Source organism: Enterobacter sp. B79-1, from assembly GCF_057444735.1.
Map to the genome: position 1 here is coordinate 363,665 of NZ_JBYAZJ010000001.1, position 13,131 is coordinate 376,795.

12 protein-coding genes are annotated in these 13,131 nt (G+C 53.7%); 6 read left to right on the forward strand and 6 right to left on the reverse strand.

The features are described from left to right. Positions 1 to 4: 4 nt before the first annotated feature. On the reverse strand, positions 5 to 955 hold the full coding sequence (locus tag AC2T6E_RS01805) for a branched-chain amino acid ABC transporter permease (protein ID WP_100166595.1): 951 nt from the start codon (positions 953 to 955) through the stop codon (positions 5 to 7). 171 nt (positions 956 to 1,126) lie between these two features. On the opposite strand from AC2T6E_RS01805, the gene AC2T6E_RS01810 reads away from it, so the two are divergent. Further along, positions 1,127 to 2,071 (forward strand): LysR substrate-binding domain-containing protein, encoded by a 945-nt coding sequence (locus AC2T6E_RS01810; protein ID WP_486690333.1) that lies wholly within the window; start codon positions 1,127 to 1,129, stop codon positions 2,069 to 2,071. Between the two features lie 43 nt (positions 2,072 to 2,114). On the opposite strand, the gene ompC is transcribed toward AC2T6E_RS01810, so the two are convergent. Together ompC and yddG are read right to left on the reverse strand one after the other, a co-directional pair. After that, complete coding sequence (gene ompC / locus AC2T6E_RS01815) at positions 2,115 to 3,188, reverse strand: porin OmpC (RefSeq protein ID WP_100166597.1); 1,074 nt, start codon at positions 3,186 to 3,188, stop codon at positions 2,115 to 2,117. Positions 3,189 to 3,813: 625 nt separating this feature from the next. Next, positions 3,814 to 4,692: an aromatic amino acid DMT transporter YddG gene (yddG, locus tag AC2T6E_RS01820; RefSeq protein WP_316466198.1), complete on the reverse strand. Its 879-nt coding sequence runs from the start codon at positions 4,690 to 4,692 to the stop codon at positions 3,814 to 3,816. 221 nt (positions 4,693 to 4,913) lie between these two features. Between yddG and fdnG the strand changes: the two genes are divergently transcribed. The 3 genes from fdnG to fdnI are packed head-to-tail and all read left to right on the forward strand — an operon-like array spanning position 4,914 to position 9,509. Further along, positions 4,914 to 7,961, forward strand: coding sequence for a formate dehydrogenase-N subunit alpha (gene fdnG / locus AC2T6E_RS01825; RefSeq protein ID WP_486690336.1), 3,048 nt, complete (start codon positions 4,914 to 4,916; stop codon positions 7,959 to 7,961). An 11-nt stretch (positions 7,962 to 7,972) separates the two neighbouring features. Then, positions 7,973 to 8,860: a formate dehydrogenase subunit beta gene (gene fdxH, locus AC2T6E_RS01830; RefSeq protein WP_119936597.1), complete on the forward strand. Its 888-nt coding sequence runs from the start codon at positions 7,973 to 7,975 to the stop codon at positions 8,858 to 8,860. Continuing rightward, complete coding sequence (gene fdnI / locus AC2T6E_RS01835) at positions 8,853 to 9,509, forward strand: formate dehydrogenase-N subunit gamma (protein ID WP_108417402.1); 657 nt, start codon at positions 8,853 to 8,855, stop codon at positions 9,507 to 9,509. Before fdxH ends, fdnI begins: the two co-directional genes overlap by 8 nt. A gap of 42 nt (positions 9,510 to 9,551) precedes the next feature. Here fdnI and AC2T6E_RS01840 read toward each other — a convergent pair whose 3' ends face one another. The 3 genes from AC2T6E_RS01840 to ppk2 all read right to left on the reverse strand — a co-directional run bounded on the left by AC2T6E_RS01840 (position 9,552) and on the right by ppk2 (position 11,008). Further along, the gene (locus tag AC2T6E_RS01840) at positions 9,552 to 9,875 is read right to left on the reverse strand and encodes a CcdB family protein (RefSeq protein WP_108417403.1); all 324 of its coding nucleotides are present in this window, start codon (positions 9,873 to 9,875) and stop codon (positions 9,552 to 9,554) included. Further along, complete coding sequence (locus AC2T6E_RS01845; protein WP_108417404.1) at positions 9,875 to 10,063, reverse strand: hypothetical protein; 189 nt, start codon at positions 10,061 to 10,063, stop codon at positions 9,875 to 9,877. Before AC2T6E_RS01845 ends, AC2T6E_RS01840 begins: the two co-directional genes overlap by 1 nt. 102 nt (positions 10,064 to 10,165) lie before the next feature. Continuing rightward, positions 10,166 to 11,008: a polyphosphate kinase 2 gene (gene ppk2, locus AC2T6E_RS01850; RefSeq protein WP_234419579.1), complete on the reverse strand. Its 843-nt coding sequence runs from the start codon at positions 11,006 to 11,008 to the stop codon at positions 10,166 to 10,168. A 179-nt stretch (positions 11,009 to 11,187) separates the two neighbouring features. Between ppk2 and AC2T6E_RS01855 the strand changes: the two genes are divergently transcribed. Both AC2T6E_RS01855 and araJ read left to right on the forward strand, forming a co-directional pair. After that, entirely contained in the window at positions 11,188 to 11,832 is a 645-nt protein-coding gene (locus tag AC2T6E_RS01855) for a quinolone resistance pentapeptide repeat protein QnrE3 (protein WP_010431379.1), read from the forward strand. 120 nt (positions 11,833 to 11,952) lie between these two features. Continuing rightward, a complete protein-coding gene (gene araJ, locus AC2T6E_RS01860) occupies positions 11,953 to 13,128 on the forward strand; it encodes an MFS transporter AraJ (RefSeq protein WP_126817004.1) in 1,176 nt (391 codons plus the stop codon). Positions 13,129 to 13,131 lie beyond the last annotated feature (3 nt).

A 13,131-nucleotide genomic window follows, 5' to 3' on the forward strand; every position in this document is an offset into this window, starting at 1 on the left:
TTCCTTACGCTCTGTTTGCCACGCGTTCGCCGAGCAGGCCTGCCGGACGGAAGACCAGCACCAGAATCAGCACGATGAAGGCAAAGACATCCTGATAATTGCTGCCGAACACGCCGTGGGTCAGTTCACCCAGGTAGCCCGCGCCGAGTGCTTCTATGATGCCAAGCAGGATCCCGCCAATCATTGCGCCGCGAATATTGCCGATCCCGCCCAGCACGGCGGCGGTGAACGCTTTAATCCCTGGCAGAAAGCCCATGGAGAAGCTGGCGTTACCATAGTTGCTCGCCATCATCACGCCTGCCAGCGCGGCAAAGATGCCGCCGATGGCAAACGTGAGGGTAATTATCGCGTTCGGGTTCACGCCCATCAGCATGGCGACGCGCGGATTTTCCGCCACGGCGCGCATGCCGCGCCCCAGGCGGCTGTATTCGACCAACAGCCAGAGTCCGACCATGACGGTCAGCGCCAGCGCCACGGTCACGATGCCGGTGACGGTAACAATCGCAGGGGGATGGGCTTCGCTGCCGGACGTGACGGCGATCGGGTCCATCGGCAGGATCTGCGGGAACATCAGCGGATTGCGCGTCCAGATAATCATCGCCACGGTTTGCAGCAGCACCGAGACGCCAATCCCGGAGATCAGCGGTGCCAGACGCGGCGCGTTGCGCAGGCGTCGGTAGGCAAAGCGTTCCACAGCCATCGCCAGCAGAGCACAGACCGCCATGGCAACCAGCAGCGCAAAGCCCAACTGCAGCAGCAGCGGCAGATGCGGGAAGGTGTTGTTCAGAACGTTAATGGCGGAAAGCGTGGTTAACGCGCCGACCATCAGAATATCGCCGTGGGCGAAGTTAATAATGCGCAAGATGCCATACACCATGGTATAGCCCAGCGCGATCAGCGCGTAGATGCTTCCCAGCATCACGCCGTTGATCAGTTGTTGTATCAGTGTATCCAACGTGCGTACCCGACAAGTTGCTCTTTCAGCGGCTACCATCCAATAAATGAATAAAATTGTAAAATACACATATATTATTTCTTATGATAAACCGATATTGCTTTATCTCTATGATTTACATGAAAATATCAAAACCCATTAGCAGGGTGAAAAGCCTAAAGAAATCAATATATGAATAAAACAGAACAGTTGACCGCCGTGTCAGCCTATGCCGAAAGCCGTCTGGCAAACGATCCACCGCTTCGGGCCGTGCGGGCATTTGAGGCCATTGCCAGGCTGGGAAGCGTAACCCTGGCCGCGCAGGAGCTGGATATCTCCCCCTCCGCCGTGAGCCATCAGCTTAAGGTGCTGGAGGCCTATCTGCAGATGCCACTCACGGAGCGACAGGGGCGAAGGCTGATCCTGAGCCAGCAGGGGCGGGATTACTACCGCTCGATTCGCGCCGCGTTCAACGTGCTTCGGCAGGCGACGGAGCACCTGGTGGAACAGGCGCAAACGCGTCAGGTGACCATCAGCCTGATCCCGCTGTTTGGTATGGGGTGGTTTATTCCACGTCTGCCGACCTTTATGCGCGCCAACCCGCAGACGGAGATCAACGTCGTCTACGCCAACCACCGTAACTACCTGAGCGACGCATCCGATATGTCGATTCGCTTTGGTAACGGTCAGTGGGCTGGCTATCAGAGTGAAAAACTGATCTCCGGCCAGATGGTGCCGGTGTGCAGCCGCGCGTTTTTACGTATTCACGGCCATATCGATACGCCCGACCAGCTGCTGCAAATGCCGCTGCTGCATGACGAGGAGCGCTCGACCTGGCCGCAATGGTTTATGCAGCAGGGGGTGAAGCGTCCCGTGCGCCGCAGTGGACCGATGTTTGAGGATGGCTTGCTGACGCTGGCTGGCGTACAGGCCGGGCTGGGATGTGCCCTGATGCGCGAGCCGCTCATTGCTCCGTATCTTGAGAGCGGGGAACTGGTAAAGATCGTTGATTTACCGATCGACGACGGGCGGGATTACTACCTCTGCGTACGCACTGACTCGGACATGACCGAAGACGGGAAACTGCTGCAAAACTGGCTACGCCGGGCGGCGGGCAGTGAACAGAGCCTGGAATAAAAAAGGCCAGCGACGATGGCTGGCCTTTTCGTACTGACACATCTTAGAACTGGTAGGTCAGACCCACAGCCACGATGTTGTCGGTAGACACTTTGGCATCTTTGGTGAACGTGTTGTCGTCCAGCAGGTTGATTTTGTAATCAACGTAGGTAGACATGTTTTTGTTGAAGTAGTAGCTCGCGCCAACATCGATGTATTCAACCAGATCCTGATCGCCATAAGAACCGATGTCCTTACCTTTGGATTTCAGGTAAGCGATGGATGGACGCAGGCCGAAGTCGAACTGGTACTGTGCAACCACTTCGAAGTTCTGCGCTTTGTTCGCCACGTGACCGTTACCGAACGCGGTCATGTTACGGGTTTCAGAGTAGGTGGTTGCCAGGTAGATGTTGTTCGCATCGTACTTCAGGCCCGCTGCCCAGACTTCTGCGTTTTCGCCACCGGCGTTCAGATCGCTTGCTGCGCGAACCTGACGGTCAGTACGGTCGGATTTCGCATAGGTCGCACCTGCCGCGAAGCCATCGAACTCATAGCTGGAAGACAGACCCCAGCCGTCACCGTTGGATTCGGTGATATCGTCACGGTCGTTTTTACCCTGGTACTGTGCCGCAAAGTTCAGGCCGTCAACCAGACCGAAGAAGTCGGTGTTACGGTAGGTTGCAACGCCAGTGGTACGGCCAGTCATAAAGCCGTCGGTCTGGGTCCAGGTATCGCCACCGAATTCTGGCAGAACGTCAGTCCACGCGCCGATGTCGTAAGCAACACCGTAGTTACGACCATAGTCGAAAGAGCCGAATTCGTTGAATTTCAGACCGGCAAACGCCAGACGGGTTTTGTTACCGTCAGAGCCCTGTGCTTCAGAGCGGTTGCCCTTGAACTCATATTCCCACTGACCGTAACCGGCCAGCTGGTCGTTGATCTGCGTTTCGCCTTTAAAACCCAGACGAACGTAAGTTTTGTCGCCGTCGTTGTCAGCGTCATCAGAGAAATAGTGCAGACCTGTTACTTTGCCGTACAGATCCAGTTTGTTACCGTCTTTGTTAAAAACTTCAGCCGCGTTTACAACGCCTGCTGCCAGCATAGAAGTGACTGCCACTGCAACTAATTTAAGTTTCATCTTAAACATTCCTTATAATTTTCTTAGGTATTTCCTGAGCCAATTTGAACGATTTCTAAACGAGGCGGTTCGTCAATGGCAGACTATTTTTAAAAATCTTGTAGCCTGCTTTCAATAATAAGTTTCAAAATATTAAAGATAATTTCAATTAGTGTGATCCTGATCGGAATAATTGCCGTGAAACCCGCGAATTTGATTAATATTCACACATAAAATGACTATTTACGCGCCATGAATATTGCGCAGTAAATAGTTTATATATGTTGTAGTACAGGAGGGGAATATTCGTGATTAACGATCTTTTAAGTGTGAGGTGATAATGTTAAGTTCAATGAAAACAGTTACATGAAGGTTTCATTGCATCGAATTTATAAAGGGGCGTCTGACATACACAGAAACGTATTATTGCATTCTGTGCTATATAGTTCGTTAATATACGCAGCGAACTAATCACATTGCGTTGTCAGTTTATGTCAATATGAGAAGAGGTGAGGTTACGCCACGAGCCTAATATAAACAGAATTTAAACCGGTCACTCTAATTCTGATAAATATTCTGAGCAGGCTCACATTTTAAATTAATGTTAATTATGTTGCCGGGATGAAAATATTCCCGGCACGGGGAATTATTTGCGTGTCGCATACCAGCAAAGGAGCGAACCGGCGCAGACCATCAGCGCACCTTGCCAGAAAGAGAACGACAGCGGGGAACTTAACAGCACGGCCGCCAGGGCGGCGGATAATACCGGGGTGAAATAGGAGATCGCCGCCAGGACGGTGACGTTGCCGTGGAGAATGCCAATATTCCATGCGGCATAGCCAAACCCCAGCGCGATGCCGCACATGACGAGCTTCACCACCACCGGGATGCTGAACACCATCTCCGGCTGATCGCTGAGCGCATATTTCACCCACAGACTCAGCGCCGTTAGCAAAACGAAAAGGGTGATCCCGTTTTGTCCTCTGGCAAATTTGGCGGTGACGGTGCAGTAGGCCGCCCAGATAAAGGCACCGGCAAATGCCAGAGCATAACTCAGCGGGCTGGAGACGATATTGCGGATGATTTCATCAACGTGTAACCCCTGTTCACCGCCTAATACCCAGCAGACGCCGAGCAATGAGATCGCGAGCCCGGGGATCACCCACACGTTTGATTTCTGCCCGTTGAACAAAATCGCAAATACAATCGTCAGGCTTGGCCAGAGATAATTGACCATGCCTACTTCTATAGCCTGAGATCGCGTGGCGGCATAGCCTAACGACAGCGCCAGGCATATTTCGTAGCTGACAAATAAAACGCTGCCAGCAATAAGATACCGGGGCGAAAACCGTCTGATATCAGGAAATCCTACTGTTACCAGACACAGTAATCCGCTGAGGGTGTATATCATCGCCGCGCCGCCTACCGGCCCCAGCCCTTCGCTCACGCTGCGAATAAGGCCGACCATGGTGCTCCATAACAGTATCGCCGCCAGCCCAATAAGCGTTGCTCTTTTTCTGTCCATGTCGATGCCATTGCAATAAAAATCAGAGGGAAAATGTAGCGCATTCATCCTGACGCTGTCGCGAATTATTCTCTTAAGCCGTTAATCAAAAAGGGGTATTTGACCGTACCGAAGGTGACTATTTAGGGGGTGAAGGGAGATGACCTTGATTTGACGCAAAAAAAACAGGGGCATAGCTGTTAGTTTGCGCCACGAAGTCTTATTAGATAACGAGGACAACAATGGACGTCAGCCGCAGACAATTTTTCAAAATCTGCGCGGGCGGTATGGCCGGAACAACAGCCGCGATGCTGGGATTTGCTCCCAAAATGGCGCTGGCTCAGGCACGCAACTATAAGCTGCTGCGCGCGAAAGAGATCCGTAACACCTGCACATACTGCTCCGTAGGTTGTGGGCTTTTAATGTATAGCCTGGGCGATGGCGCGAAGAACGCCAGAGAAGCGATTTACCATATTGAAGGGGATCCGGATCATCCGGTGAGCCGCGGCGCACTTTGCCCGAAAGGGGCGGGGCTGCTGGACTACGTTCACAGTGAAAATCGCCTGCGCTACCCGGAATACCGCGCGCCGGGTTCCGACAAGTGGCAGCGAATCTCCTGGGATGAGGCCTTCTCCCGAATCGCCAAATTAATGAAAGCCGACCGCGATGCCAACTTTATTGAAAAGAACGAGCAGGGCGTAACGGTTAACCGCTGGCTTTCCACCGGGATGCTGTGCGCATCTGCGGCGAGTAATGAAACCGGCATGCTGACGCAAAAATTTGTGCGTTCTCTCGGCATGCTGGCGGTAGACAACCAGGCGCGCGTCTGACACGGACCAACGGTAGCAAGTCTTGCTCCAACATTTGGTCGCGGTGCGATGACCAACCACTGGGTTGATATCAAAAACGCTAACGTCGTGGTGGTGATGGGCGGTAACGCCGCTGAAGCACACCCTGTGGGTTTCCGCTGGGCGATGGAAGCAAAAAACAACAACGATGCGACGCTGATCGTCGTCGATCCGCGCTTTACGCGTACGGCATCGGTGGCCGATATTTATGCGCCGATCCGCTCCGGTACGGACATCACGTTCCTCTCCGGCGTACTGTTGTACCTGATCGAAAATAACAAAATTAACGCGGAATACGTTAAGCACTACACCAACGCGAACTTGCTGGTGCGGGATGATTTTGCCTTTGATGACGGGCTGTTTAGCGGCTATGACGCCGAAAAACGCCAGTACGATAAATCGTCCTGGAACTATCAGTTCGATGAAAACGGCTATGCGATGCGTGATGAAACGCTGACGCACCCGCGCTGCGTGTGGAACCTGCTGAAAGAGCATGTATCCCGCTATACGCCTGACGTCGTGGAGAACATCTGCGGCACGCCGAAAGCCGACTTCCTGAAAGTGTGTGAAGTGCTGGCCTCAACCAATGCCGCAAACAGAACGACCACGTTCCTGTACGCGCTGGGCTGGACGCAGCACACCGTTGGCGCGCAGAACATCCGCACCATGGCGATGATCCAGCTCCTGCTCGGCAACATGGGTATGGCCGGTGGCGGCGTAAACGCGCTGCGCGGTCACTCCAACATCCAGGGCCTGACCGACCTCGGCCTGCTGTCGACCAGCCTGCCAGGCTACCTGACGCTACCGTCTGAGAAGCAGGCCGATCTGCAGACCTATCTGGCGGCGAATACGCCTAAGGCGACGCTGCCGGATCAGGTGAACTACTGGAGCAACTATCCGAAGTTCTACGTCAGCCTGATGAAATCCTTCTACGGCGATGCGGCGCAGAAGGAGAACGACTGGGGCTTTGAGTGGCTGCCGAAGTGGGACCAGGCCTACGACGTCATCAAGTATTTCAACATGATGGATAAGGGCAACGTCACGGGCTATATCTGCCAGGGCTTCAACCCGGTGGCCTCCTTCCCGGACAAAAACAAAGTCGTTCGCAGCCTGAGCAAGCTGAAGTACATGGTGGTTATCGATCCGCTGGTGACCGAGACCTCCACCTTCTGGCAGAACCACGGGGAATCAAACGATGTCGATCCGGCGTCGATTCAGACCGAAGTGTTCCGCCTGCCGTCTACCTGCTTTGCAGAAGAGGATGGTTCTATTGCCAACTCCGGCCGCTGGCTGCAGTGGCACTGGAAAGGTCAGGATGCGCCGGGAGAAGCGCGTAATGACGGTGAGATCCTCGCCGGGATTTACCATCGCCTGCGCGAAATGTACCGCACTGAAGGTGGCAAAGGCGCGGAGCCGCTGCTGAAGATGGGCTGGGACTACAAGCAGCCTGACCATCCTGAGTCAGAGGAAGTCGCCAAAGAGAACAACGGCGTGGCGCTGGCGGATCTCTATGACGCGAGCGGCAACCTGGTGGCGAAGAAAGGTCAACTGCTGAACAGCTTCGCGCTGCTGCGCGATGACGGCACGACGGCGTCGTCCTGCTGGATCTACACCGGCAGCTGGACGGAGCAGGGTAACCAGATGGCCAACCGCGATAACGCCGACCCGTCCGGGCTGGGCAATACGTTGGGCTGGGCATGGGCGTGGCCGCTGAACCGTCGCGTGCTGTACAACCGCGCGTCTGCGGACATCAACGGCAAGCCGTGGGATCCGAAGCGCATGCTGATCCAGTGGAACGGGGCGAAGTGGGCGGGGAACGATATCCCGGACTACAACACCGCCGCGCCGGGCAGCAACACCGGGCCATTTATCATGCAGCCGGAAGGGCTGGGACGCCTGTTCGCCCTCGACAAGCTGGCGGAAGGGCCGTTCCCGGAACACTACGAGCCGATGGAAACGCCGCTGGGGACTAACCCGCTGCACCCGAACGTGGTCTCCAGCCCGGTGGTGCGTATTTACGAAGAGGACGTGCTGCGCTTGGGCAAAAAGGACAAATTCCCATACGTCGGAACGACCTACCGCCTGACTGAGCATTTCCATACCTGGACCAAGCACGCGCGGCTTAACGCTATCGCGCAGCCGGAACAGTTTGTGGAGATCAGCGAAACGCTGGCGAAGGCGAAAGGCATAGCCAACGGCGATCGCGTCACGGTCAGCAGCAAGCGCGGCTTTATTCGTGCCGTTGCCGTGGTTACTCGCCGCCTGCAGTCGCTGAACGTGCACGGTCAGCAGGTGGAAACCGTGGGTATTCCGCTGCACTGGGGCTTTGAGGGCGTGGCGCAGAAAGGCTACATCGCCAACACCCTGACGCCTAACGTCGGCGATTCCAACTCGCAAACGCCGGAGTACAAGGCGTTTCTGGTCAACATCGAGAAAGCGTAAGGAGCGATTCAATGGCGATGGAAACACAAGACATTATCAAACGCTCCGCGACCAACCCGATAACGCCCGCGCCTCGCGCGCGGGATTATAAGGCAGAGGTCGCAAAGCTTATCGATGTCTCCTCCTGCGTGGGCTGTAAAGCCTGCCAGGTGGCCTGTTCTGAGTGGAACGATATCCGCGATGAGGTTGGGCACTGCGTTGGCGTCTACGACAATCCGGCGGATCTGAGCGCCAAATCATGGACGGTGATGCGTTTTAGCGAAACCGACCAGAACGGCAGGCTGGAATGGCTAATCCGCAAAGACGGCTGTATGCACTGTGAAGATCCGGGCTGCCTGAAGGCGTGCCCGTCTGCCGGTGCAATTATTCAGTACGCCAACGGGATCGTCGACTTCCAGCAGGACAACTGCATCGGCTGCGGGTATTGCATCGCGGGCTGTCCGTTTAATATCCCGCGCCTCAATAAAGAGGATAACCGGGTATACAAATGCACCCTGTGCGTGGACCGCGTCAGCGTCGGGCAGGAGCCTGCCTGCGTCAAGACCTGTCCCACCGGCGCTATCCACTTCGGCACCAAGAAAGAGATGCTGGACGTGGCGCAGGAGCGGGTGGACAAGTTGAAAGCGCGCGGGTACGAAAATGCAGGCGTTTATAACCCGCAGGGCGTGGGCGGTACGCACGTGATGTATGTGCTGCACCATAACGACCAGCCGGAGCTGTACCACAATCTGCCGAAAGATCCGGCGATCGATACCTCGATCAACCTGTGGAAAGGGGCGCTCAAACCGCTCTCGGCGGCGGGCTTTATCGCCACTTTTGCCGGGCTGATTTATCACTACATTGGGATCGGGCCAAACAAAGAGGTGGATGACGACGAGGAGGAGGAACACCATGAGTAAGTCGAAAATGATTGTGCGCACGAAGTTTATCGACCGCGCCTGTCACTGGACGGTGGTGATCTGCTTCTTCCTGGTGGCGGTATCCGGGATCTCATTCTTCTTCCCGACACTGCAGTGGCTGACCGAAACCTTCGGTACGCCGCAGATGGGGCGAATTCTGCACCCATTCTTCGGCGTGCTGATTTTCGTGGTGCTGATGTTTATGTTCGTGCGTTTTGTTCATCACAACATCCCGGACAAGCAGGACATCCCATGGGTGAAAGGGATTGTTGAAGTCCTGAAAGGCAACGAGCATAAAGTCGCAAAGGTGGGCAAATACAACGCCGGGCAGAAGATGATGTTCTGGACCATCATGAGCATGATTTTTGTGCTGCTGGTGACCGGGGTGATTATCTGGCGTCCTTATTTTGCGCAGTATTTCCCGATTCAGGTGATTCGCTATGCGCTGCTCATCCACGCCACGTCGGCCATCATTCTGATCCATGCCATCCTGATCCATATGTATATGGCGTTCTGGGTGAAAGGATCGATTAAAGGGATGATTGAAGGGAAGGTGAGCCGCCGCTGGGCGCAGAAGCACCACCCGCGCTGGTATCGTGATGTGGAACGTCTGGAAGCGAAAAAAGAGAGTACGGAAGGGATGAAGTAAGACCTGCGCCGTCGGCTTTGCCCGGCGGCGCTTGCGCAGGGGTTATGTATTGGTAATCAGTGCATCAATCCCTGCAATTACATTGCTTCTTGCACTGCTCAAATTACATACATAATTTTTATTACTTAGTTTTTTCTTATCCACATATGTTATTGCTGCTGTATTCAGAAAAAATGTCTGAAAATCAATATTTACCAGCGGGGTCACAGCATTAAAATAGCCTTTCAGGTGATTATGATAGCTCAATGGCATAATAAGCCTCGTTGATAAATCCTCATAAAAATCATGCTGAATAATCATAAAATAAGGCTGATATTCACGTGTCCTTTCTGAGGGATTTCGATAAACATCAAACTGGAAGCACATCAAAGCCCTCCAAAATAAGGGTCATCAGATAGTAACCCAGCTTTTGCGGTCAATTCATTCATGGCTTTTATGAACCCCTTGTCCTGCTGGCTCTCAAGCACGCGATCTTCAGCTGACAACGGCGGACACGGTAAGACATCCGTAAGATGTTCTTTTACAGTACGATTTTCCACTCGCTTTGATTTCATCGGTATCTCCTTTGTTGGTGCGGTCATTATCAACCGCAGCCAACAAAAAACAATACTGTTTAACCTGGTAATCTCCATTCCGCGAGCCGTCTTCCAGTAATATCAGAACCGCTCTTCAACATACCGGAACGGGTATTTCGTGGGTTTTATCTTGCCAATTTTACGCTTCGGCAAGTCGACCTTTTCGACGTGAATGTCTTTATAGGGGATCTGTTTAAGCAGGTGCGAAATAATATTTAGCCGCACGCGCTTTTTATCTTCTGAACGCGCCACAAACCACGGTGCCCAGGCGGTGTCGGTGGCTTTAAACATCGCGTCGCGGGCGAGAGTGTATTCGTCCCAAAGGTTGAAAGATTTAATGTCCATCGGGGACAGCTTCCAGATCTTACGACCATCGTTAATGCGATCGCGCAGACGGCGCTCCTGCTCTTTTGGTGTGACTTCCAGCCAGTATTTCAGCAGGATAATTCCGGCATCCACCATCGCTTTTTCCATCACCGGCGTGCCGTCCAAAAATTTCTCCACCTGCTCCTCGGTACAGAACCCCATCACGCGCTCGACGCCCGCGCGGTTATACCAGCTGCGGTCAAAGATGACGATTTCACCGGCAGAGGGCAGATGCGGCACGTAACGCTGGAAGTAGAGCTGGCTTTTCTCTTTATCGGTGGGGGCGGGCAACGCGACAACGCGGAAGACGCGCGGGCTGACGCGCTCGGTGATTGCTTTGATGGTGCCGCCTTTACCGGCGCCGTCGCGTCCTTCAAACACAATACAGACCTTTAATCCTTTGGCGACGACCCACTGCTGGAGTTTAACCAGTTCCACGTGAAGGCGACGAAGCTCTTGTTCATACTCTTTGGTCTTCAGCGCGGGTTTAACCTCCCTGTCTACGCTGGCTTTGGTCACGGTCACTGCTTTCGTTTTATTCTGTTTTGCGTTTCCCATGATAATCCTCATCTCCGAATCGGGTGATGTGCCTGGAAGGAACTAACACTTTGAAGTGTAATGCTGGCCGGCAACCTTCGCGGGAATTTTTGACATACGTGTCTGATAAGCGTGTTTCCCTTCATCAGGTAACGGGTTAGAATGGTGAGAAGGACTGTATAAATAAACAGGGTGGTGCCATGGCATTGATTTTTGAAGGCGAAAAAATAGGTCGTAACCGTTTTACCGGCGAGAAAATAGAGAATGCAATTTTTCGTAACTGCGACTTTTCCGGTACGGATTTAACCAGCTCGGAGTTTATCGGCTGTCAGTTCTATGACCGGGAAAGCCAGCAGGGCGGTAACTTTAATCGGGCGCAACTTAAAGATGCTATTTTCAAAAGCTGCGATTTATCGATGGCGGATTTCAGGCATTCAAATGCATTAGGCATCGAAATCCGTGAATGCAGGGCGCAAGGGGCCGATTTCCGCGGGGCCAGTTTTATGAACATGATCACCACCCGTACCTGGTTTTGCTGTGCTTACATCACAAAAAGCAACCTGAGCTATGCCAATTTTTCGAAGGTGGTTTTGGAAAAATGCGAGCTGTGGGAAAACCGCTGGAACGGCGCGCAGATACTTGGCGCTACCTTTAGCGGCTCGGATCTGTCTGGGGGCGAGTTCTCATCCTTTGACTGGCGAGCGGCCAATTTTACCCACTGCGATCTGACCAATTCAGAACTGGGTGATCTGGACGTGAGGGGTATTGATTTGCAGGGCGTCAAACTGGACAGCTATCAGGTTTCCCAGTTGATGGAGCGACTTGGCATCGTTGTTTTAGGCTAACGGTATTCACAGTCTCACCTGAATGAATGGATTAACCTGTCAGCCAACTGATTTGAACTGGTTCACCATACCAGATTGTTTGATAATGCCCGTCGCGAATAGTTAACCCGTGGTCGTGGTATGAAAAAAACAATTTTTTCGTTGGCGCTTGGTACGTTTGGTCTGGGAATGGCCGAATTCGGCGTGATGGGCGTGTTGACGGAACTGGCGAAGGACACCGGGATTTCGATTCCCTCTGCCGGGAACATGATCTCCTTTTACGCCTTCGGCGTGGTGATAGGCGCACCGATTGTGGCGCTGTTTTCCAGCCGGTTCTCTCTGAAATCAACATTATTGTTCTTAGTGGCGATGTGCGTCATTGGGAATGCCCTATTCAGCCTTTCACATTCTTACGTCGGGCTGGCGACAGGCCGCCTAATTTCCGGATTCCCTCACGGCGCGATTTTCGGCGTAGGGGCGATAATCCTCTCCAAAATTGCGCCGCCGGGAAAAGTTACGGTCGCGGTGGCCGGTATGATCGCCGGAATGACCGTTGCCAATCTTGTCGGCGTACCGCTCGGGACGTGGCTGGGGCATGAGTACAGCTGGCGCTATACCTTTTTCCTGATTGCTGCCTTTGATGTGCTGGTGATCCTCTCCGTGTTGCTGTGGGTGCCCACTCTGCACGATAAATCAGAGATCAAATTGACCGCGCAGTTCCACTTTCTGAAGAAACCGGAGCCCTGGCTGATTTTCGCCGCCACCATGTTTGGCAACGCAGGCGTCTTCGCGTGGTTCAGCTTCGTTAAGCCGTTTATGGTCAATGTATCGGGTTTCTCCGAAGGCATGATGACCGTCATAATGATGCTGATGGGGCTCGGCATGGTATTGGGCAATCTGCTGAGCGGTAAACTCTCGGGGCGGTTTAGCCCGTTGCGCATTGCTGCCACCACCGACATGGTCATTGTCGCCTCACTGTTGCTGCTTTTCGCCTTTGGCGAACTGAAAACGGCCTCGCTGTTGATGGGCTTTGTCTGCTGTGCAGGCCTGTTTGCACTTTCCGCACCGCTGCAAATTCTTCTGCTGCAGAATGCGAAAGGGGGCGAAATGCTGGGGGCGGCGGGCGGACAGATGGCCTTTAATCTGGGTAGCGCTGTAGGGGCATACTTTGGTGGGATGATGATTACGCTCGGCTTTAGCTGGCGCTATGTCACGCTACCGGCGGCGTTGTTGTCCTTCGCTGCGATGACCTCGCTGTTGATGTATGGCCATCTCTGCGCCAAAAAGCGTCAGGCCAACGCACGGGCGCTGGCCTGATTT